Below are 21,375 nucleotides of genomic sequence, written 5' to 3' on the forward strand. Positions count from 1 at the left end.
TTGCATCGAAATCCTCAGCGCCGTCGTCCCGCGCGGGCTCAGGCCACCAGCAGCCGGCGGGTCTTCTCCAGCGCGGCGGCGAAGCGGTCGATTTCCTCGTGCGTGTTGTAGAACGCCAGCGAGGCACGCAGGGTGGCGGCCACCCCGAAGTACTGCAGCAGCGGATGCGCGCAGTGCTGGCCGGAGCGGACCGCGATGCCTTCCAGGTCGAGCAGGGTGGCCAGGTCGTGCGCGTGCGCGCCCTCGACCAGGAACGAGATCACCGCCGCCTTGCCCGGCGCGGTGCCGAAGATGCGCAGGCCAGGGATCGCCTGCAGCGCCTCGGTGGCGTGCGCCAGCAGCTCGGCCTCGCGCGCGGCCACGCGTTCCATGCCCAGCGATTCGAGGTAGTCGACCGCCGCGCCCAGGCCGATGAAGCCGGCGATGTTCGGGGTTCCGGCCTCGAACTTGTGCGGCGGGTCGTTGAAGACCGTGCCCTCGAAACTGACTTCCCTGATCATCTCGCCGCCGCCGATGAACGGCGGCATCGCCTGCAGGTGCTCGCGCCGCGCCCACAGCGCGCCGGTGCCGGTCGGGCCGCACATCTTGTGGCCGGTGATCGCGTAGAAGTCGCAGCCGATCGCCGGCACGTCCAGCTTCAGGTGCGGCGCGGCCTGCGAGCCGTCGACCACGGTGACGATGCCGCGGCGGCGTGCCTCGCGGCAGATCTCGCGCACCGGGTTGACCGTGCCGAGCACGTTGGAGACGTGGGTGACCGCCAGCAGCTTCACCTCCGGCGTCATCGCCCGGTACAGCGCGTCCAGGTCGAGGCTGCCGTCGGGCAGGATCTCCGCCACCTTGATCGTCGCGCCGGTGCGCTCGGCGACCAGCTGCCAGGGCACGATGTTGGCGTGGTGTTCCATCCGCGAGACCAGGATGGCGTCGCCGGCCTTGAGTCGCGGCAGTGCCCAGGAATAGGCGACCAGGTTGAGCGCGAAGGTGGTGCCGCTGCACAGCACCAGCTCGTCGGCGCGCACGTTGAGGAAACGCGCCAGCTTGCCGCGCGCGCCCTCGTAGGCCTCGGTCGCTTCGGTGCCGAGCGCGTGCACGGCGCGGCTGACGTTGGCGTTCTGGCGACGGTAGAACTCGTCCTGCGAGGCGATCACCGGCAGCGGCTTCTGCCCGGTGTTGGCGTTGTCGAAGTACACCAGCGGCTTGCCGTGCACCTCGCGCATCAGCAGCGGGAAGTCGGCGCGCACGCGCGCCCAATCGACCCTGCCGTCGTGATTGGGCAGGGCGGCGTCGTGGACCGCGGCCGGCTGCAGGTTCATGCCGGCTCCCCGGGGAGGGACTCGCCGTCACCGAGCGGTCCGTCGCCGAGCGAGGCGGCCAGCGCCGTGTCCAGGCGTGCCAGCAGGAACCGGCGCAGGCCGTCGTCTCCACCTTCGTCCCCGAGCGCCAGCAGCGGCTCGCGGCAGAACGCCGCGGTCAGCAGGCGCCGCGCCTGTGCCTCGGGCAGGCCGCGCGTGCGCAGGTAGAACAGCGCGTTGGCGTCGAGCTGGCCGACCGTGGCGCCGTGCGCGGCCTTGACCTCGTCGGCGTCGATCACCAGCACCGGCTGGGTATCGATCTCGGCGTCGGCCGACAGCAGCAGGTTCTTGTTCGACAGCGCCGCGTCGGTGCCGTCGGCGCCGGCGCGGATGCCGATGCCGCCGTGGAACACGACCTTGCTGCGGCCGTCGGCGATGCCACGCCAGAGCAGTTCGCAGGACGTGTCGCGGGCGATGTGCTCGATGCCCAGGCGGGTATCGACGTGGCGGCGGCCGTCGCCGAACAGCACGCCGTTGGCCACCAGCTTCGCGCCGTCGCCTTCCAGGCGCACGTTGAGCTCGTTGCGGCTGAGCGCGGCGCCCAGTTCCAGGTCGAAGCGCTGGTACAGCGCTTCGCGCGCCAGCACCGCGTCGGTGCGGGCGAAGCGGGTGGCGCGCGCGGCGTCGGACTGGACGCGGGCGTGGCGCACCGTCGCGCGCTGGCCCAGGTGCAGGTGCAGCACCTCGTTGGCCAGGTGTGCGTGTTCGCCGCCGGCGAGCTGGTGCTCGATCAGGTCCAGGCGTGCGTCGTTGCGCACCTCGATGAAGTGGCGCAGGTGCCAGGCGCGGTCGCCGGCCTGCGGCACGCCGACGACGACCAGGTGCAGCGGTGCTTCGACCTGCACGCCGGCCTCGACCCGGACCACCGCGCCGTCCTCGGCCAGGGCGGCGTTGGCGCGGGCGAACACCTCGTCGCGCCGCTCGTACCGACGCAGCAGGAAGTTGGTGTCGCGCGGCCCACCGGAGGCCAGGACCTGCGACAGCGCCTCCACGGTGATGCCGGCCGGCAGGCCGGACAGGTCGCTGCGGGCGGCGTCGAAGCGGCCGTTGGCAAACACCAGGCGCGGCGCCGGGATGGCGTCCAGCAGCGTGGCGTCGAACGCCGGCGGCGTGGCGTCGGCCGCGGCGAAGGCGCGGCGCTCGAGCGCGCGCAGCGGGGTGTACTTCCAGGCCTCCTCGCGCGGGCCGGGCAGGCCGTCGGCGAGCAGCGCATCGAGTGCCTGGCGGCGGCCTTCGCGCAGCGGCTGGGCGTCGGCGTCCGGCAGCGTGGTGAAGGCGTCGCGGAAGGAACCGAGCAGGGCGCTCATGTTGTGATCCGAATGGAAAGCCGCCGGAACGACGAAGAAGTGCAGATCCGTGGATCGGACATCACGCCGCCGCCTCCGGCGCGATGCGGTCCTTGATCCAGGCGTAACCGTGCTGCTCCAGCTCCAGCGCCAGCTCCGGGCCTCCGCTTTCGACGATGCGGCCATCGGCCAGCACGTGGACCACGTCCGGCTTGATGTAGTCCAGCAGGCGCTGGTAGTGGGTGATGACCACGAACGAGCGCTCCGGCGAGCGCAGCGCGTTGACGCCGTCGGCCACGGTCTTGAGCGCGTCGATGTCCAGGCCCGAGTCGGTCTCGTCCAGGATCGCCAGCCTGGGCTCGAGCACGGCCAGCTGGAAGATCTCGTTGCGCTTCTTCTCGCCGCCGGAAAAACCCTCGTTGACACCGCGGTGCAGCAGCTCGTCCTTCAGATGCAGCACGGCCAGCTTCTCACGCACGCGCTTGAGGAACTGCATCGAGTCCAGCTCGGCTTCGCCGCGCACCTTGCGCTGGGCGTTGAGCGCGCTGCGCAGGAAGTAGGTGTTGTTCACGCCCGGGATCTCGACCGGGTACTGGAAGGCCAGGAACACGCCTTCGGCGGCGCGCTCCTCCGGCGCCAGCTCCAGCAGCGGCCTGCCGTCGAACTCGACGCTGCCCTCGGTGACCTCGTAGCCCTCGCGTCCGGCCAGGATGTTGCCCAGGGTGGACTTGCCGGCGCCGTTGGGGCCCATGATGGCGTGCACTTCGCCCGGCTTCACCTCGAGCGAGAGGCCCTTGAGGATTTCGCGTCCGGCGACGCTGGCGTGGAGGTTGTCGATCTTCAGCATGTTCGTTTCCGTTCCGGTTCTTGAGCCCCTCTCCCGCCGGGAGAGGGGTTGGGGAAAGGGTTCGGGAGGGGCGCGATGGCTCGAGCGCCGTCGCTTCTCCGTACCCTCATCCGCCCCTTCGGGGCACGTGCATTCGGCACATCCATGTGCCTCACCCTTCGGGCGGCTTACGCCGCGCAAATCGGCAGTCCTGCCGATTTGTCTCCCGGAGGGAGAAGGGAAAAAAAGCAGGTCAGCCGACGCTGCCTTCCAGCGAGACTTCCAGCAGCTTCTTCGCCTCCACCGCGAACTCCATCGGCAGTTCGCGGAAGACCTGCTTGCAGAAGCCGTCGACGATCAGCGAGACCGCGTCCTCCGGACCGATGCCGCGCGAGCGGCAGTAGAACAGCTGGTCGTCGCTGATCTTGGAGGTGGTGGCCTCGTGCTCGACCGTGGCGCCCGGGTTCTTCACCTCGATGTAGGGGAAGGTGTGGGCGCCGCACTGCTTGCCGATCAGCAGGCTGTCGCACTGGGTGTAGTTGCGCGCGCCATCCGCATTCCGGTCGACCTTGACCAGGCCGCGGTAGGTGTTCTGCCCGCGTCCGGCGCTGATGCCCTTGGACACGATCTTGGACTTGGTGCGCTTGCCGACGTGGATCATCTTGGTGCCGGTGTCGGCCTGCTGGCGGTGGTGGGTCAGCGCCACCGAGTGGAATTCGCCGGAGGAGTCGTCGCCCAGCAGCACGCAGGACGGGTACTTCCAGGTGATCGCCGAGCCGGTCTCGACCTGGGTCCAGGTGACCTTGCTGCGCGCGCCGCGGCACTCGGCGCGCTTGGTCACGAAGTTGTAGATGCCGCCGCGGCCTTGCTCGTCGCCCGGGTACCAGTTCTGCACGGTCGAGTACTTGATCTCGGCGTCGTCCAGCGCGACCAGTTCCACCACCGCGGCATGCAGCTGGTTCTCGTCGCGCATCGGCGCAGTGCAGCCTTCCAGGTAGGAAACGTAGCTGCCTTCCTCGGCGATGATCAGGGTGCGCTCGAACTGGCCGGTGTGGCCGGCGTTGATCCGGAAGTAGGTGCTCAGCTCCATCGGGCAGCGCACGCCCCTGGGGATGAACACGAAGCTGCCGTCGGAGAACACCGCGGAGTTGAGCGCGGCGAAGTAGTTGTCGCCGTGCGGGACCACGCTGCCCAGATATTTCTTCACCAGCTCGGGATGTTCGCGGACGGCCTCGGACATCGAGCAGAACACGATGCCTTTTTCGGCCAGCTCCTTGCGGAAGGTGGTGCCCACACTCACCGAGTCGAACACCGCATCCACCGCCACCCCGGCCAGCCTGGCGCGCTCGTGCAGCGGCACGCCCAGCTTGTCGTAGGTGTCCAGCAGCTCCTTGGGCACGTCGTCCAGCGAGGCGTACTTCGGCCCCTTTGGCGCCGAGTAGTAGCTGATCGCCTGGAAGTCGATCGGTGCGATCTTCAGCTTGGCCCAGTGCGGCACCGGCATGGTCAGCCAGCGCCGGTAGGCGTCCAGCCGCCACTGGGTCATCCACTCCGGCTCCTCCTTCTTGGCCGACAGGGCGCGGATCGTGTCCTCGTCCAGGCCCGGCGGCAGCGAGTCGGATTCGATCTCGGTGACGAAGCCGGCCTCGTAGCGGCGGCCCAGCCGCTCGAGGATCTCGGCGTTCTGCGGCGGCGCTTCGGCGGTGGTGATGTCGGTTTCGGTGGCCATCGGGCTGCCTACGGGTTCAGCTGGAGACGCGCACGGCGATCTCGCGCCGGCGCGACGTGGTGTCGGGGGAGGGAGGGACGGGCGGGCGCAGCATCTGCGCCAGGGTCACCCCGCGCAGGGCGTCGGCGACCACGTCGTTGATCAGGCGCCAGTTGGCGCGTACGCCGCACTGGTCGGCGATGCCGCAATGGCCGTCGTGCTGGCTGCACTCGGTCATCGCCAGCGGGCCTTCCATCGCCTCGACGATCTCGATCAGGCTGATGTCGGCCGCGTCGCGGCTGAGGCGGTAGCCGCCGTGCACGCCGCGCAGGCCCTCGACCAGGCCGGCCTGGGCCAGCGGCTTGAGCAGCTTGCTGACGGTGGGCTGTTCCAGCCCGGACTGCTCGGCCAGTTCGGCCGCGCTCAGCACCTGGCCCTGGCGCGTGGCGAGCACGGTCAGGACCACAGTGGCGTAATCGGTCAGCTTGGTGACGCGGAGCATGGCGGGGCGGGAGTCTCTAAAACGTACCGAAATTGTACGCTTTTGCTCCCGCCCGGCCAAGCCGGCTGGATCCGGCCTTCAGTGGGCGTTGGCGGCGGCCGCGGTTTCCGGCGGCGCCGGGGGCAGGACCAGGCCGAAATAGGGTGGCGGCGGCGTCCGCCCGGGCGGCAGGGCCTCGGGCGCGCGCTCGCCGGCCGGGCCCAGGCCGTGGATGAAGCGGTACAGCGCGCGGCGGTCCTCCTCGCTCATCGCCCGCACGTTGAAGTCCGGCATGATCGGCCGGGTGTGCAGGTTGGCGCTGTATTCCAGCCACTGCGCCTCGTCCAGGTCCTGCATGCGCAGGCGCAGGTTGGTCGCGTAGGTCGTGCCCCAGGGGCCGTGGTAGCCCAGCGCCGAACCGGTCAACCACTGCGCCTGCGGCACCTCGCCCTGGCGCTGGGTGTAGCCGTCGGTATGGCAGTCGTTGCAGCCGGCGATCCGCACCAGGTATTCGCCGCGCGCGACCAGGTCGGCGGCCGAGACGGTGGGCACCTGCGCCGCGGCCGGGGCCGAAGGCGGCCGGCAGGCGGCCAGGAGCAGCAGCGGGAACAGCAGGGCGACGGTCTTGCAGGTGCGGCGGACGTGCATGGAAGGAACTCTGGATAGGGATGACAGCAGGGAATACGCCGGCCGCAGCGCGTCCCGGTCAGCATCCGGGCACGCCGTGACGACGGTCCGGGTGACTTTTGCCACGGGTGCGTGTGCCCGTCGGCTGGATGGTTTCAGGTGAGGGGACCGCCCGGGCTTGGGTCGCGGAGCCGCATCGGCGAGAATCGGCCTTCCCTCACGTTCCCGGAATGCGCATGCCCCGCAAGATCGTCGCCCGCAAGTCGCCCATCCACGGCAATGGCGTGTTCGCCGTGGCGCCGATCCGCAAGGGCGAGCGCGTCATCGAGTACAGGGGGCGGCGGCGCACGCACGAGCAGGTCGACAAGGACGTGTCCGGCGACGTCGACAGCGGCCATACCTTCCTGTTCACCCTCAACGACGAGTACGTGGTCGACGCCAACTACGAGGGCAACGCCGCGCGCTGGATCAACCACAGCTGCGACCCCAACTGCGAGGCGGTGATCGTCGAGGACGACGGCGACGACCGGCGCAAGGACCGGGTGTTCATCGAGGCGGTGCGCGCGATCGCCCCGGGCGAGGAACTGTCCTACAACTACGGCATCACCCTGCTCGAGCGGCACACGCCGCGGCTGAAGAAGATCTGGGCCTGCCTGTGCGGCTCGCCCAAGTGCACCGGGACGATGCTGCAGCCCAAGCGCTGAGCGGGACCCGGGGTCAGGGCGCCAGGGCCGGGGCGAGGAAGCCGATGTCCTGGTTGAAGGTGACGACCAGCCGGCCGTTCTCCACGCCGGCCGATTGCACCTGCAGGTCGCCCAGCAGCGCGGCCAGTTCCGGCTCGATCCGGTACACCGGCTGGCTGCGCGCGTAGTCGGCCAGCCAGCTGTTGAGCACCTCGCGGCTGGCGGCGCTCAGGCCGGCGCCGCCGCCGGCCTGGCGGAAGTCGTCGATCCGCGGCTGGTCGAGGAAGAACGCGCCCTGCGCGGTGTCGTAGCGCAGCGCGCTGGTCAGCGCCAGGGTACCCAGCGGCACCGGCCCGCCGCCGGCGGTGGAGACGGCCAGGTCCACCGCCAGGTGCATGCGGTCGCCTGGCGGGATCGCCAGCAGCGGGTTGCTGGCGGTGACTTCGACCAGGCCGCCGAGGGCGTCCTGCCGGTGCGGGAAGCGTCCTTCCAGGAAGCGCTGCGCGTCGGCTTCGCCGATCGCGATGCGGCGGCCGCTCACCTCCGGCGCGGCGATGGCGGCGGCTGAAGCGATGGCGGCCAGCAGCGCGAGGGTCGACAGCAGGAGGCGGCGTGCATGCATGGCGATGGCTCCGAAGGGCGGCGGCGTGGAGGCGCGTCGCCTGGGATGGCGGGCCGGCCTCAGCCGAGCACCGGTTGCAGCGAGGCGGAGGTGATTTCCCAGCCCTGGCCGTCGACGCGTGCGCGCAGCCGGTACCAGCCCTGCATCCGCACCGGACCGGCTGCGGTGTCCAGGCGCAGGTGCACCGGGATCTCGAACGCGCGTGGTGGCGACTCGCGGTCCAGCGCCTGCGGCGGGTCGTTCTGGATGCGCATGCCGCGCAGGCCGGTGATGCCGCGCAGCACCGCATCGTCCGGCGGATTGCCCGGGCCGCCGCCGGCCCAGTAGGCATCGGCCCGGCCATGGTCGGCGCCGGGCAGGGCGCCGAGGTAGGCATGCAGGGTGGAGGCGGCCTGTTCCGCTGCCCGCGACGAGGCGCGGGCGGCCGCCGGTGGGGCTATGCCGTCAGCGCCGGCGGTGGTGCCGGCCGCGAGCGTCGCCTCGACCGGTATTTCCACGGTCGGGTCGTCGGCGTGCCGCTGGCAGGAGCAGTGCGCGAGCGGGAGGACGAGCAGCATCGGCAGCAGGTGGCGCAGGGGTGGCCGTTGGCGCATGGCGTTCTGCCGGTGTGGGACTGGCGGCAGGATAGCGCGCCGGCGGGAATGCGTCGGAGGGAGGCGCCGCACTCAGCCGGGCGGCGTGCCGATCCTGCCCAGCAGCGTGGCCAGCGGGGCGCGCAGTTCGGCCAGCGGATCCTCGGCCAGGTCGCGCGGACCGCGCGCGAGTCCATCGAGCAGGCGCAGGCCGACCACCAGCGCGGTGCGCTCGTCGCCGCTGAAGCCCGGCAGGCGCTGGCTGCCTTCGAGCAGGCGCATCCAGTCCTCGCCACAGGCCTGGTCGAACTCGATGCTGCAGCGGCCGCGGCAGGGCAGGCCGTCGCGTTCGACCGGGGTGACCGTGACCCGGTATCGGTGGGGAGAGGAAGCCATGGCGGAAACCCGGTTGCGTGTGACACCGACAAGGTAGGTCCGGCGCGCAGCCGGGAGGAGGGGCCTGGCCACGACGGACCGTTCCACCGCGGCGGGAGCCGGTTCAGCGCGCGGTGCGCATCCGCGGCAGCGGGTCCACTGCGCCGTCGCGGCCATAGATGCCGTAGTGCAGGTGCGGTGGCGTGGTCCGCGCGTTGCCGGTGTTGCCGACGGTGCCCAGCACCGTCCCGGGCTGGACCACGTCGCCTTCGGCCAGCGCCGGGGCCCAGTTGTCCAGGTGCGCGTAGTAGTGGTGTTCGCCCGCCGGCCCGTACACCCAGACCTGGCGTCCGCCCAGCCCGCGCTCGCGGATCGCCACGACCACGCCGCGGGTGGTGCTGACCACCGGCGTGCCGCGGGCGGCGAAGATGTCCACGCCGGCATGCTCGCGGTCGGCGCCGCGCGGTGCGCCGAAGGTGTCGGCGATGCGGCCGGCCGCCACGCCCTGCACCGGCACCGGCAGCGACGCCGGCGGCGGCAGTCGCGACAGTTCCCACAGCGTGCGCGGGCGCTCCAGGAACGGCTGGTGCCAGGCCCACAGCGCGGCGAGCGCGAGCAGTCCCAGCGCCGCCAGCCACAGCAGCAGGCGCGCCAGGCGGGTGGCGGTGGAGCGGCGCGCGGGCGGTGGCGGTGCGTGCATGTGGCCAGCATCGGCAGGTCGCGGGCAGCGTCGCGTGAGGGCGCGTCCGCGGCGAAGCGGAAACTAAAGGGTTCTTGGCTCGTTCGAGGGGATGGGCGGGGGTCAAAGGCAGAGGCCAAAGGCAACCGCAAGAGCGCCCGCGGTGGTCGGCTTCGGGCTGAGCCGCGGCAGTGCGGGTGTGTTGCGGTCGTCTCGACGGCACATCCGTGTGCCGACTCGCCGACGCGGCCATCCCTGGCCGCTGCCGCAACACACCCGCACCGCCACGTCTTCGGGAACGTCAGGGTCGTGGCTCCGTTCCGGCGTCCAGAAGCAACAGCCGTCGTTGCGCCGCCGCGATGTTCTGTAGGAGCCGGGCTTGACCGCGACCCGGCGCCGTCGGCACGGGCGACGCCCTCGTGATCCCGACGCCCGTGTCGCCGACTGAAGTCAGCTCCTACAGAAGAGCGGCGGCGCAGCTGTTGTAGGAGCCGGGTTCAGCCGGCGACGCGACGACCTCGGCACAGGCGACGCCCTGGGATTCCCGACGCCCGTGTCGCCAGCAAGCTGGGCTCCTACAGGAAGCCTGGAACCGTCAGATCGCGGTGTCTTTTCGCCAGGCAATAGAAGCCACGACCGCCACGCCGCCCGAGGACGTCGTCCTGCCGGGGTATGGCGCAAGTGGCACAGGGATGTGCCACGGCCCCGAGTTGAGGGCAGGATGCCCGACCGAGGGGTAAGCCATCCCCCGGCAGGACGGCGGCCCCGGCCGAAGCCAGCGCTTTTGCTCCGAGGCCTTGACCGCCGCCGCACCGAAGCCGACGCCTTGCTTCGCAACGACGCCTGCCGCAGACCCGCGACCAGCCGCCTTCCCCGGAGTTTGGAGAGGGCCAAAACAAAACGGGGCGGCATCGCTGCCGCCCCGCGGGAAACTTCAACAGGCCGCGCGGATCAGGCCGCGGCGTCCTTGAGCTTCTTCAGCGGACGCACCTTCACCTTGACCGAAGCCGGCTTGGCGGCGAACCACTGCTCTTCCTTGGTGAACGGGTTGATGCCCTTGCGCTTCGGCTTGGCCGGAACCTTGACCGAGGTGACCTTGAACAGGCCCGGCAGGGTGAAGCTGCCCGCGCCCTTCTTGCTGATCGCGCCGGAAACGGCGTCCTCGACCGCGGCCAGCACGGCCTTGACGTCCTTGGCGGCGACGCCACTGGCTTCGGCCAGATGCTTGACCAGGGCGGACTTGCCCAGCACTTCCTTCAGCGGCTTGGCGGCAGCCGGAGCCGCCTTCTTCGGAGCGGCCTTCGCCGCTTTCGGCGCGGCCTTCTTGGCGGCCGGCTTCTTGGTGGTCTTCGCCATAACTTTCCTGTTCCGTTCGATATGGGTGGTTGGGTCACCGACGGTGTCGGCAAGGCGAATGTAGGCCATGCGCGGCCCGCCGCCAAGAGGAAAACCGGGAAAAATCGCGGGAAACGGCGCCGGCGGTCGCGGCCGGACGGCTCCGGACCGCTTCCGGGCGGCTCAGCGGCCGGCGCCGACGCCCTCCGCGCGCCGTGCGCGCTTGCGCTCGGCGACCTTTTCCCCGGCCTCCCGCTCGCGCGCCGCGCGCACCATTTCCGTCAGCCAGCCGACCAGGACGTCGGTGTAGGCCTTCTGTTCGGGCTTGCCGGAGAAGGCATGGTCGGCGCCGGCGATGCGGCGCCGGGTCAGCGAGCCGGCGCGGGAAAAGGCCGTGGCGTAGTTGTCGATCACCGGGTGCGGCACGGTCTCGTCGTACTCGGCCTCGACCAGCAGCACGTCGCCGGCGAACGCCCGGCACGCGCGCAGCGCGCGGTTCTCCTGCCACGGCAGCGGGCGGCGGCGGAACGCGTACAGGTCCGGGTCCTCGTGCAGGCGCCGCTTCGGCAGTTCCCAGCCCTGGTCCTTGTAGATGGCCGGCGAACGCAGCGCCAGCCAGCGCACCGGGCGCTGCTCGGTCAGCAGGCTCGCCAGGTAGCCGCCGTAGCTGATCCCGACCACGGCGATCGCGCCGGGATCGACGTTGGGCCGGCTGGCGAACCAGTCGTAGGCGGCCAGCAGGTCCTCCAGGTTCTGCGGCCGGCTCACCGTCTCCCACTGCGCGGCGGTGCGCTCGTGCCCGCGCAGGTCGAAGGTCAGGCACACGCAGCCGATGCCCGCCGCCTGGCGCGCGCGGCCCAGGTCGTGTTCCTGGCTGCCGCCCCAGCCGTGCACGAACAGCACGCCCGGCAGGACCGGCGCCGGCGACAGCACGGTGCCGCAGACCTGGGCGTCGTCCACGGCGATTTCAACGGGATCGAGCCGGATGTCCACGGGCGAAGCTTACGCCGGGGAGGTCACGACGGCGTATTTGAGGACCGGTCCATGCGGTGCCGACGGATCGTGGTAGTGCACCTGCGCATGCGCCGGCGGCGGATGCGCCGGATCGTGCGACTCGTGGCAGGAGACTTCCAGCGTCCGTGGTGGATCCGGGGCCAGGAACATGGCCAGCGCCGCGATCTCCGCGGGCGATGCGCCGCCCGGGCGCCAGGATTGCTCCAGCACGCCGCAGCGCCAGCGCCCCGCGGCGTCGTAGCCGGCGACCACGTCATAGTTGCGGCGCGAAGCGAAGAAGCCGGGATGGGTCGCCTCCACCGCCGCTTCGTAGCGTTGCGCATGGCGCAGCGCGGTGCGCTCGACCGGGTCGCGGGCCAGTGCGTCCAGCGCCTCCAGCCCGCCGCGGACCACGCGCAGGCAGGAGCCGGCGTAGACCTCGGCGCCGTCCCGGCTGGTGGTCTGGTGCTGGGTGCCGAGATAGGACAGGTGCAGGCCGGCCACCCGGATCCCGCCGACGCTGCAGGTGGTGGCGCGTTCCAGGTGCTGCTCCAGGACCACGCCATGGCGGCGCACCGCCTCCGGATCCAGGGCGGCCACCGCCGCGTGCAACGCTGCCGCGTCGGCGACCAGTTGCTGGCCGTGGCCGCCGCGCGCCTGCGCCTGCTTGAGCCGGATCGGCCCGCCGAGCGCCAGCAGCTGCAGGCCGGCCGCTTCGATCTCCTCGCGGTCGAACACGCTGAACCCGGGCAGCACCGCGCCGGCCAGGCGCTGGGCGAGCGCCGGATCCCAGCCTTCCGGCGCGTAGGAGTCCGCCGCCGGCAGCGGATGGGTGATGACCTTGTCGGCGACGAAGGCGTGCGGGACTACGCCGCCGAACAGGTCGTGCTCGCCCTCGATGCCGAGCCGGGCCGCCTGCGCGGTGGTCAGGGTCGCGTCGGGAACGAAGTACGGGCTTGCCGCGCCGAGCAGACGCTGCGGGTCGTATTCGCCGCCGAATTCCCAGCCGGTCAGTGCGGCCAGGCGCTGCGCGATCCATACCTGGGTGGCGCGTTCGTGCGGGTCCCGCGGCGCGCCGCCGGCGCACAGGGTCAGGACGGTGCGCGGCGTCGCGCTGGGCGGGGGCAACGGCGGCATGCCGGCGTCCTGGCGGTGGCGGTCGAGTGCACGCTGCCGCGGTGCGGGTGAAACGGTTGCGAAGGCGCGATGAAGGTTCCTTCGCGCGCCGCACACGGGGCGGCGACGCGTCGGCACCTAACCTTGGCCGCGGACCAACCGAGGAGCACGCGGCGATGACAGCGAAAGCGAAGAAGCGGGTCAATCCGCCACAGCGCCAGCGCCGCCAGCCGGGCGTGCAGTCGGCGATGCGGCCGCAGCCGGTGGTGGTACGCGAGGGCTATCGGGGCAGCGGCCGGCTGCAGGACAAGGTCGCGCTGGTCACCGGCGGCGACAGCGGCATCGGCCAGGCGGTGGCGGTGCACTTCGCCCTGGAGGGCGCGAAGGTGGCGATCGCCTACCTGTCGCCGCGCGAGTCCGGCGACGCCGACGAGACCGTACGCCTGGTCGAGGCTGCTGGCAGCGAGTGCCTGGCGGTGCGCATCGACCTGCGTACCCCGGCACGCTGCCGGCAGCTGGTCGAGCGGACGGTTGCGCGCTTCGGCCGGCTCGACGTGCTGGTCAACAACCATGCCCAGCAGTACCCGGTGGAGGAGGCCGAGGAGCTCACCCCCGAGCGGGTCCGGCGGACCTTCGAGAACAACCTGTTCTCGTTCTTCTACCTGGTCGACGCGGCGCTGCCGCACCTGCGCCGCGGCAGCTGCATCGTCAACACCGGCTCGGTCACCGGCGCCCGCGGCCACGCCACCCTGCTGGACTACGCTTCGACCAAGGGCGGGATCCACGCGATGACCTTCTCGCTGGCGCAGTCGCTGGCCGAGCGCGGCATCCGGGTGAATGCGGTGGCGCCCGGGCCGATCTGGACGCCGCTGATCCCGGCCTCGTTCAAGCCGAAGGAGGTCGCCGAATTCGGCTCCGACACGCTGATGAAGCGGCCGGGCCAGCCGGCCGAGGTCGCGCCGGCCTACGTGTACCTGGCCAGTGCCGATGCCAGCTTCGTCACCGGGCAGGTGCTGCACGTCAACGGCGGGAGCTTCATCGCTGCCTGAATTCTAGAGAGTTCCAAACGGTTCTGCTCTTGCTCGTCTTTCCCGCGCAGGCGGAAACGCCTCTCAACAGCCGCATGGCTGGTCAACCCAGTGACTTGCCTTTGACGCTTGAAGTCGCTGGATGATCAGCCATCCGGCTGCTATGAAGCGCTTCCCGCCTACGCGGGGATGACGGCAACTGTCCTTGGCGGCGCGATTTGCGTGATCGCAACCAGGCTCAGCCCGCTTGCGCGAACAGCACGCCGTAGGCCGGCAGCCGTGTACGTCCGTCGTCCACCGCAACCGCGGGCAGGCCATGCCCGTGCACCGGCGTCCAGGCGCCGGGCGGCAACGCGAATTCGGCCGGCGACGCCGACAGGTTGAACGCGGCCAGCAGCGTCTGCCCGTTGCCCTCGCGGACGAACGCCAGCACCGGCTCGGCCGTGTCCAGGAAGGCGATGCCGCCGGCGACCAGTGCCGGCTGCGCCTTGCGCCAGCGCATGAAGCCGCGGAACGCGTTGAGTACCGAGTCCGGATCGGCGTCCTGCGCGGCCACCGACAGCGCGTGGTGCGCCTCCGGCACCGGCAGCCAAGGCTTGCCGCGGCTGAAGCCGGCATCGGCCTCGCCGGTCCACGGCATCGGCGTGCGGCAGCCGTCGCGGCCCTTGAAGTTGGGCCAGAAGGTGATGCCGTATGGATCCTGCAGCGCCTCGTACGGCACCTCGGCCTCCGGCAGGCCCAGTTCCTCGCCCTGGTACAGGCAGACCGAACCACGCAGCGAGCAGACCATCGCCACCAGCATCCTGGCCAGCTGCGGCGGCGGGTTCGCGCCGCCCCAGCGGGTCACCGCGCGGCGCACGTCGTGGTTGGACACCGCCCAGCACGGCCAGCCTTCGGTCATCGCCGCCTCCAGCTTGGAGACCGTGTCGCGGATGTAGGCCGCGCTGAAGTCGTCGACCAGCAGCTCGAAGCTGTAGCCCATGTGCAGGCGGTTGCCCGACGTGTACTCGGCGGTGGTGGCCAGCGAGTCCTCCGAGGAGATCTCGCCCAGGGTCACCGCGCCCGGGTAGCGGTCGAGCAGGGCGCGCACGCGTTCCAGGAACGGCAGGTTCTCCGGCTGGGTGTTGTTGTACCAGTGGTACTGGAACGCATACGGATTGTCGGCGCTGAAGCCGCGGCCGACGCGCTTGTCCGCCGGCTTGGGGGGGTTGTCGCGCAGCCGGGCGTCGTGGAAGCAGAAGTTGATCGAGTCCAGGCGGAAGCCGTCCACGCCGCGGTCCAGCCAGAACTGGACGTAGTCCAGCGTGGCCTGCTGCACGTCGGGATTGTGGAAGTTCAGGTCCGGCTGCGAGGACAGGAAGTTGTGCAGGTAGTACTGGCAGCGCCGCGGCTCCCAGCGCCAGGCCACGCCGCCGAACAGCGACATCCAGTTGTTGGGCGGGGTGCCGTCCTCGCGCGCGTCGGCCCACACGTACCAGTCGGCCTTCGGGTTGTCGCGGCTCTGCCGGCTCTCGCGGAACCAGTCGTGCTGGTCGGAGGTGTGGCTGAAGACCTGGTCGATCATCACCTTCAGCCCGAGCCGGTGCGCCTTGGCCAGCAGCCGGTCGAAGTCCTCCAGCGTGCCGAACAGGGGATCGACCGCGCGCTGGTCGGCGATGTCGTAGCCGAAGTCGGCCATCGGCGACTTGAAGAACGGCGAGATCCAGATCGCGTCCACGCCCAGCGAGGCCACGTAATCGAGCCGGTCGACGATGCCGGGCAGGTCGCCCACGCCGTCGCCGTCGGTGTCCAGGAAGCTGCGCGGGTAGATCTGGTAGATGACGGCGCCGCGCCACCACGGGGACTGGTTCATCGGGTTCCGTTCCGGTCTGGCCGGGAGCCGCGCTCCCAGCGGACTCCCACGAACAGGGGAAAAAGAAGGCCGCCGCGCCGTTGCAGGGCGGCGCGGCGGAAGCCCCGCCGCGGGCGCGGCGGGGAGGGGGGATCAGAAGCGGTAGTTCACGCCGAGCAGGAGGGTGCGGCCCCACTCGATGTGTTCCAGCGGACGATCCTTGCTGCCGGCGTAGGTCTGGTACGACTCGTTGGTCAGGTTGCTGGCCTGCAGCAGCAGGGTCATGCCGGACAGGCTGCCGCTGCCGAACGAGTAGCTGACCTGCGCATCGGTGATGTTCTCGCCGACCACGTAGCGCAGCGTGCGGTTGCCGGCGAAGTTGCCGATCTCGCCGATGAAGTCCGAACGCCGGCGCTGGTTCACGCGCGCCTCGAAGCCGTTGCGCTCGTAGTACAGGGTCCAGTTGTACACGCGGTCGGACAGGCCCGGCAGGCTGATCGGATCGTCGCCCACGCTCGAGGCGCTTTCCGGGTCGAGGATCTGGATGTCGCTGTCGAAGAAGCTGGCGCTGGCCACCACGCCGAAGCCGCGCAGCGTGTCGCTGAACAGTTCGAACGGCAGCGACGCGGTCAGCTCCAGGCCGCTCAGGCGTCCGCCCTCGCCGTTCATGGGCTGGGTGAAGTCGCCGATGTTCTGCGCCGGCTGGGTGCCCGGCGGCGGCACGTAGTCGGCCACCAGGTCGGAGAAGTCGTAGTCGTCGCGGGTCTGGGTGTAGATGTAGCTCTTCAGGTCCTTGTAGAAGACCGCGGCGGCGACGTAGGCCTTGGTGCCGAAGTACTTCTCGTAGGAGAGGTCGACCGCGTTGGCGCGCCACGGCTCCAGCTCCGGGTTGCCGCCGGCGCCACCGGGACGGCCGGTGGCGGGGTTTACGCCGAACTCCAGCGACGCGCGCATCTGGTCCACGCGCGGCCGCGCCACCTGCTGGGCCACGGCGAAGCGCAGCATCTGCTCGTGGGCGAAGGAGAACGCCAGGTTCAGGCTGGGCAGCACGTCGGTGTAGGTCTTGCCGCCTTCGACCGGGCGCACTTCCTGGCCCGCCGGCTGGGTGCCGTCCCAGATGTTGGCGTTGGAGGACTGGTCCACGCGCTGGACCTGCACGCCGATGTTGCCGGTGACCGGCACGCTGCCCCACTCGGTGTCGAGGTTGGCGCGGACGAAGCCGGTAGTGATCTCCTCGTTGACCGTCCAGGCCTTGGGGATCAGCCACGGCTCGTTCTCGGTGGGCTCGAAGGTCATGTAGCGATCGACCGCGGCCGGCACGTTCCACGACGGGATGTAGCCGACGCCGGCGAAGCCCAGGTTGACCCGGCCGTACTGCAGGTCCTGTGCGATCGGGGTCGGGCCCTGCGCGCCGAGTTCGATCGGGCCCTCGGGCTGGCGCTTGCTCTTCTCGCGGTCGGCGTAGTTCAGGCCGACGTCGATGCCGGAGAACCAGCTGCCACCCGGGAAGGTGCCGGCCAGCTTGAAGGTCTTCAGCTCGTCTTCCACGCGCGGCGTCTTGCCGTACCCGGAGCCGTAGATGGTGTTGTTCAGGTACAGGGTGCTCGGATCGGAATAGTCGCGGCCCGGGGTGAGTTGCGAGAAGCCGGAGCCGGAGAAGTCCAGGGTCACCGAGTCGAGCTGCGGCATCGGGTAGAGCTGCAGGTTGTTCTCGAGGTTCAGCTCGTCGCGCTCGGCCTTGGAGTAGCCGACGTCGGCGACGATCGTGGCCTGGCCGACGTTGAACTCGTTGGCCCAGCCGAACGCGTTGATCTTGTCCTCGCGCAGGTTGTACATGCCGCGCACCAGCGGGTACACGTTGTTGGCCACGCCCCCGGTGAAGGTGCCGTTGCCGTTGATCACCGGATTGGTGACCTGCAGCCGGTCGAATCCGCCGTTGTAGTCGCCGATGTGGACCTCGAACTGGTTGGCGGTGTCTTCCTGCTCGGCCTTCGAGTAGAACAGGTCCAGGGTGCTGGTCCAGGCGTTGGACGGACGGAACTGCAGGGTGGCCATGACGCCGTCGCGGTCGACGTGGCCGGTGCGGCGCAGTGCCTTGATGCCGTCGGAGTAGTAGGTGCCGGCGGGCACGCCGGGACGCCAGCCGTCGCCGATCGCCTGCCAGGGCTCGTACAGGCCGACTTGGTTCTCCTGGATCGCGCTGTTGGAGCGCGAGAAGCCGATCGCCACGCCGAAGGTGTCGTCGGCGAACTTGCCGATCCAGGTGGCGTTGATGCGGTGGCCGTCGGCGTCGGAGTTGGCGGCGTCGCCGAGCGAATTGCGCTGGTAGCGCGCGCCCACCATCACCGCCGAGCCGTCGTAGCTGAGCGGCCGGATGGTCTGCATGTCGATCGTGCCGGACAGGCCCTGGCCGATCAGCGCCGCGTCGGGGGTCTTGTACACGGTCACGCCGTTGACCAGTTCCGAGGGGTACTGGTCGAACTCGACGCTGCGGTTGTCGCCGGTGCTGACCATCTCGCGGCCGTTGAGCAGCGTGGTGGAGAAGTCGGGCGACAGGCCGCGCACGCTGATCACCTGGGCGCGGCCGGCCACGCGCTGCGCGGCCAGGCCGGGCAGGCGGGCGATCGATTCGGCGATGCTCACGTCCGGCAGCTTGCCGATGTCCTCGGCCGAGATCGCCTCGACGATGGAAGTGGAGTCGCGCTTGGTCGAAATCGCGCCCTCGATGCCGGCGCGGATGCCGGTGACCACGACCGTGTCCAGATCGACCGCGTCGGGCTGTTCGTTGGCGGTCTGGGCCTGCACGCCGGTGGCGGTCAGCGTGATCGCCGACGCGAGCGCCACGCTCAGCAGGTTGCGCTGCATGTTCAACATTTTCCCCTCCCAGGTAATGTCGGTGAATCTCGGGTTTTTGTGTGTGCTGCCGCGCCGTGTTTTGTGGTCGCGTTGATGCGCCGATGGCGGCGTGACGGTGCGTGGCTATGGTAGGCGCGGCTCGTGCGCCGGGAAGATCCCTGCATACGTATTCATGGCCAAACCCCGCCAGCCTGCCGTCGCATGCGCACGCGCGATGGAATACTCCACGCCGGAGCGGAGGGAGTGCCGATGCGAGCGAGCCGATGGCGCATGCGTGCCGCATGCTGCAGTGCGATGCTGTGCCTGCCCGCCGTGGCGTGGTCCGCCGCGCAGGCGCCGGCGCCTCGCTGTGCCACACAGGCGCAGGAGGCGCCTGACTGGCGCGACCAGGTGATCTACTTCGCAATGATCGACCGCTTCGACGACGGCGATCCGGCCAACAACGACCAAGGCGCCGGTGAATACGATCCGGCCGACAACGCGCGCTGGAGCGGCGGCGATCTGCGCGGCCTGCAGCGGCGCCTGGACTACATTCAAGGCCTGGGCGCGACCGCGCTGTGGATCACGCCGCCGGTCGCCAACCAGTGGTGGAATCCGCGCGCGCAGTACGGTGGCTACCACGGTTACTGGGCCGAGGACTTCTCCTCGGTCGATGCGCACTACGGCGACATCGCCGACTACCGCGCGCTGGCCGACGCGCTGCACGCCTGCGGCATGTCGCTGGTGCAGGACGTGGTGGTCAACCACACCGCCGATTTTTTCGGCTACGCGGACGGGTGGTCGGCCGATGCGCCGGAGCGCGGGTTCGCCCGCCATCCCGACGACCGCGGCCGGCTGGCGCCGTCGCAGCCGCCGTTCGACCGCAACGACGCGCGCGATCCCGGCGACCGCGCCGCCGCCGTCTACCACTGGACGCCGGACATCGCCGATTTCGGCCAGCGCCGGCAGGAGCTGGACTTCCAGCTGGCCGGACTGGACGACCTCAACACCGAGAACCCCGAGGTGCGCCGCGCGCTGCGCCGCATCTACGGCGAGTGGATCGCGCGGGTCGGCGTGGACGCCCTGCGAATCGACACCGTGTTCTACGTGCCGGAGGAGTACTTCCGCGATTTCCTGCATGCCGACGATCCGGAGGCGCCTGGGATCATGGAGGCGGCGCGGCGCGCGGGGCGTCCTGATTTCCACGTGTTCGGCGAGGGCTTCGCGATCGACCGGCCGTACGGCGATGCCGCCGCGCGCAAGGTCGAGCGCTACGCGACCGATCCGCAGGGCGATCCGCTGCTGCCCGGCATGATCAACTTCCCGCTGTACGGCACCCTCGGTGACGTGTTCGCCCGCGGCCATCCGCCGGCTGAGCTGGGCCACCGCATCGCCAGCACAATGGCGGTGCACGCGCGCCCGCACCTGATGCCGACCTTCGTCGACAACCACGACGTCGACCGTTTCCTGGCCGGCGGCGGCGAGGCGGGGCTGAAGCAGGCGCTGCTGGCGATCATGGCCCTGCCGGGCATCCCCACGATCTACTACGGCACCGAACAGGGCTTCACCGGGCAGCGCGACGCGATGTTCGCCGGCGGCTACGGCAGCGGCGGGCGCGACCGTTTCGATCCCGGTGCACCGCTGTACCGCTACCTGCAGCGCGCGATCGCGCTGCGCCGCGGCGACCGGCTGTTCTCGCGCGGCGTGCCCACGGTGCTGGCCGGAAACGCCGCCACGCCGGGCGCGCTGGCCTGGCGCATGGACCACGACGGGCGCAGCGCCCTGGTCGTGTTCAATAGCTCCGACCGGCCGGCGCTGCTGGCACGGCTGGAAACCGGCCTGCCGGCGGGCACGCGGCTGGAACCGCTGTTCGCCATCGACGGTGAGGCTTCGCCGCAGGAGGTGGATGCCGACGGGCGCCTGGACCTGGTGCTGGCGCCGCGCGTCGGGCTGGTATGGCGGGCCGTTGCGAGCGCGGCCGCGGCGCCACCGCTGCCGGCGCCGGCCGCGTGGATCGCGCTGGATGCCCTGCCGCCACAGGTGGACGACCGGCTGCCGGTGAGCGGCAGCGCGCACGGCCTGTCGCGGCTGTGGCTGGTGCTGGACGGCGACCTGGACAACGCGGCCGAAGTGGCGGTCGGCAGCGATGGACGCTGGCAGGCCACGCTCGACACCGCCAGCCTGGTCGACCCGCAGGCCGCGCACATGCTGGTGGCCTGGTCGCCATCGTCGGCGCTGGCCTCGGCGCCGCAACGCTTCCGCGTGCAGCGGCAATGGCGAGAACTGGCGCGGGTGGACGATCCCGCCGGCGACGACCGCGGGCCCGACGGCCGCTACCGCTATCCGACGGATTCCAGCTGGAGCCGGCGGCATACGCTGGACCTGCTCGGCGCCGCGGTGCATGCCTCCGGCGGCTCGCTGAAGATCGAGCTGCGCCTGCGCGACCTGGTCGCCGACTGGAATCCGCCCAACGGCTTCGATCACCTGGCTGTCACCGCCTACCTGCAGTTGCCCGGGCGCGGGGACGGCGCCACGGTCATGCCGATGCAGAACGCGACGCTGCCCGCGGGCATGCGCTGGCATTACCGCCTGCGTGCCGGCGGCTGGAGCAACGCGCTGTTCTCCAGCGAAGGCGCCGGAGCCGAAGCCGAGGGCACGCCGGCGCCGGTGGCGGCGCGCCTGCAGGTGGATCGCGAACGCGGCACGCTCACCCTGGTCCTGCCCGCCGACGCGATCGGCCGGCCGCAAACGCTGTCGGGCGCGCAGCTGTACGTCACCACCTGGGACTACGATGGCGGCTACCGGGCGCTGGCGCCGCAGCCGGGCGGGCACATCTTCGGCGGCGGCGAGGCGGGCGAGCCGAAGGTGATGGACGACCTGCGGATCATATTGCCCTGAGTTGCTGGTTCGAGGTTGTAGGAGCCGGGCTTGCCCACGATGCGACGCCGTTGGCACAGGCGACGCCCTCGTTTTCCCGACGCCCGTGTCGCCGACTGAAGTCAGCTCCTACAGAGAAGCGGGCGCGCCGC

17 protein-coding genes and 1 pseudogene are annotated in these 21,375 nt (G+C 70.7%); 3 read left to right on the forward strand and 15 right to left on the reverse strand.

What is annotated here, in order from left to right:
* Positions 1–38: 38 nt before the first annotated feature.
* From WQ53_RS13540 to WQ53_RS13565, 6 genes are all read right to left on the reverse strand, one after another.
* The gene (locus tag WQ53_RS13540) at positions 39–1,310 is read right to left on the reverse strand and encodes a cysteine desulfurase (protein ID WP_052633250.1); all 1,272 of its coding nucleotides are present in this window, start codon (positions 1,308–1,310) and stop codon (positions 39–41) included.
* On the reverse strand, positions 1,307–2,656 hold the full coding sequence (gene sufD / locus WQ53_RS13545; RefSeq protein ID WP_052633251.1) for a Fe-S cluster assembly protein SufD: 1,350 nt from the start codon (positions 2,654–2,656) through the stop codon (positions 1,307–1,309). Before sufD ends, WQ53_RS13540 begins: the two co-directional genes overlap by 4 nt.
* 61 nt (positions 2,657–2,717) lie before the next feature.
* A complete protein-coding gene (gene sufC / locus WQ53_RS13550; RefSeq protein WP_052633252.1) occupies positions 2,718–3,482 on the reverse strand; it encodes a Fe-S cluster assembly ATPase SufC in 765 nt (254 codons plus the stop codon).
* 232 nt (positions 3,483–3,714) lie between these two features.
* Positions 3,715–5,190, reverse strand: a complete 1,476-nt coding sequence (sufB, locus tag WQ53_RS13555) for a Fe-S cluster assembly protein SufB (protein ID WP_052633253.1) — start codon at positions 5,188–5,190, stop codon at positions 3,715–3,717.
* 16 nt (positions 5,191–5,206) lie between these two features.
* Entirely contained in the window at positions 5,207–5,671 is a 465-nt protein-coding gene (locus tag WQ53_RS13560; protein WP_052633254.1) for an SUF system Fe-S cluster assembly regulator, read from the reverse strand.
* 78 nt (positions 5,672–5,749) lie between these two features.
* Positions 5,750–6,298: a hypothetical protein gene (locus tag WQ53_RS13565; protein ID WP_144409330.1), complete on the reverse strand. Its 549-nt coding sequence runs from the start codon at positions 6,296–6,298 to the stop codon at positions 5,750–5,752.
* Positions 6,299–6,513: 215 nt separating this feature from the next.
* On the opposite strand from WQ53_RS13565, the gene WQ53_RS13570 reads away from it, so the two are divergent.
* Positions 6,514–6,981 (forward strand): SET domain-containing protein, encoded by a 468-nt coding sequence (locus tag WQ53_RS13570; protein WP_052634095.1) that lies wholly within the window; start codon positions 6,514–6,516, stop codon positions 6,979–6,981.
* 13 nt (positions 6,982–6,994) lie between these two features.
* On the opposite strand, the gene WQ53_RS13575 is transcribed toward WQ53_RS13570, so the two are convergent.
* The 7 genes and pseudogenes from WQ53_RS13575 to WQ53_RS13605 form a co-directional block, all read right to left on the reverse strand.
* A complete protein-coding gene (locus WQ53_RS13575; RefSeq protein ID WP_052633255.1) occupies positions 6,995–7,582 on the reverse strand; it encodes a DUF1439 domain-containing protein in 588 nt (195 codons plus the stop codon).
* 59 nt (positions 7,583–7,641) lie between these two features.
* On the reverse strand, positions 7,642–8,175 hold the full coding sequence (locus WQ53_RS13580; RefSeq protein ID WP_082113039.1) for a hypothetical protein: 534 nt from the start codon (positions 8,173–8,175) through the stop codon (positions 7,642–7,644).
* A 72-nt stretch (positions 8,176–8,247) separates the two neighbouring features.
* Positions 8,248–8,550 (reverse strand): DUF3861 family protein, encoded by a 303-nt coding sequence (locus WQ53_RS13585; RefSeq protein WP_052633256.1) that lies wholly within the window; start codon positions 8,548–8,550, stop codon positions 8,248–8,250.
* Between the two features lie 93 nt (positions 8,551–8,643).
* A pseudogene (locus tag WQ53_RS13590) lies at positions 8,644–9,229 on the reverse strand (M23 family metallopeptidase); the annotation flags it as partial.
* Positions 9,230–10,159: 930 nt separating this feature from the next.
* Positions 10,160–10,564, reverse strand: a complete 405-nt coding sequence (locus WQ53_RS13595) for an HU family DNA-binding protein (RefSeq protein WP_052633258.1) — start codon at positions 10,562–10,564, stop codon at positions 10,160–10,162.
* 162 nt (positions 10,565–10,726) lie between these two features.
* The gene (locus WQ53_RS13600) at positions 10,727–11,536 is read right to left on the reverse strand and encodes an alpha/beta hydrolase family protein (RefSeq protein WP_052633259.1); all 810 of its coding nucleotides are present in this window, start codon (positions 11,534–11,536) and stop codon (positions 10,727–10,729) included.
* A gap of 9 nt (positions 11,537–11,545) precedes the next feature.
* On the reverse strand, positions 11,546–12,673 hold the full coding sequence (locus WQ53_RS13605; protein ID WP_052633260.1) for a DUF3182 family protein: 1,128 nt from the start codon (positions 12,671–12,673) through the stop codon (positions 11,546–11,548).
* Between the two features lie 155 nt (positions 12,674–12,828).
* On the opposite strand from WQ53_RS13605, the gene WQ53_RS13610 reads away from it, so the two are divergent.
* Positions 12,829–13,701: an SDR family oxidoreductase gene (locus tag WQ53_RS13610; protein ID WP_052633261.1), complete on the forward strand. Its 873-nt coding sequence runs from the start codon at positions 12,829–12,831 to the stop codon at positions 13,699–13,701.
* Between the two features lie 217 nt (positions 13,702–13,918).
* On the opposite strand, the gene WQ53_RS13615 is transcribed toward WQ53_RS13610, so the two are convergent.
* Together WQ53_RS13615 and WQ53_RS13620 are read right to left on the reverse strand one after the other, a co-directional pair.
* Positions 13,919–15,532 (reverse strand): alpha-glucosidase family protein, encoded by a 1,614-nt coding sequence (locus tag WQ53_RS13615; RefSeq protein ID WP_052633262.1) that lies wholly within the window; start codon positions 15,530–15,532, stop codon positions 13,919–13,921.
* 132 nt (positions 15,533–15,664) lie between these two features.
* The gene (locus WQ53_RS13620; RefSeq protein WP_052633263.1) at positions 15,665–18,385 is read right to left on the reverse strand and encodes a TonB-dependent receptor; all 2,721 of its coding nucleotides are present in this window, start codon (positions 18,383–18,385) and stop codon (positions 15,665–15,667) included.
* A gap of 372 nt (positions 18,386–18,757) precedes the next feature.
* Between WQ53_RS13620 and WQ53_RS13625 the strand changes: the two genes are divergently transcribed.
* The gene (locus tag WQ53_RS13625; protein WP_158497847.1) at positions 18,758–21,244 is read left to right on the forward strand and encodes an alpha-amylase family glycosyl hydrolase; all 2,487 of its coding nucleotides are present in this window, start codon (positions 18,758–18,760) and stop codon (positions 21,242–21,244) included.
* The last annotated feature ends 131 nt before the right edge of the window (positions 21,245–21,375 follow it).

The organism is Pseudoxanthomonas suwonensis, from assembly GCF_000972865.1.
Lineage (GTDB): Bacteria > Pseudomonadota > Gammaproteobacteria > Xanthomonadales > Xanthomonadaceae > Pseudoxanthomonas > Pseudoxanthomonas suwonensis_B.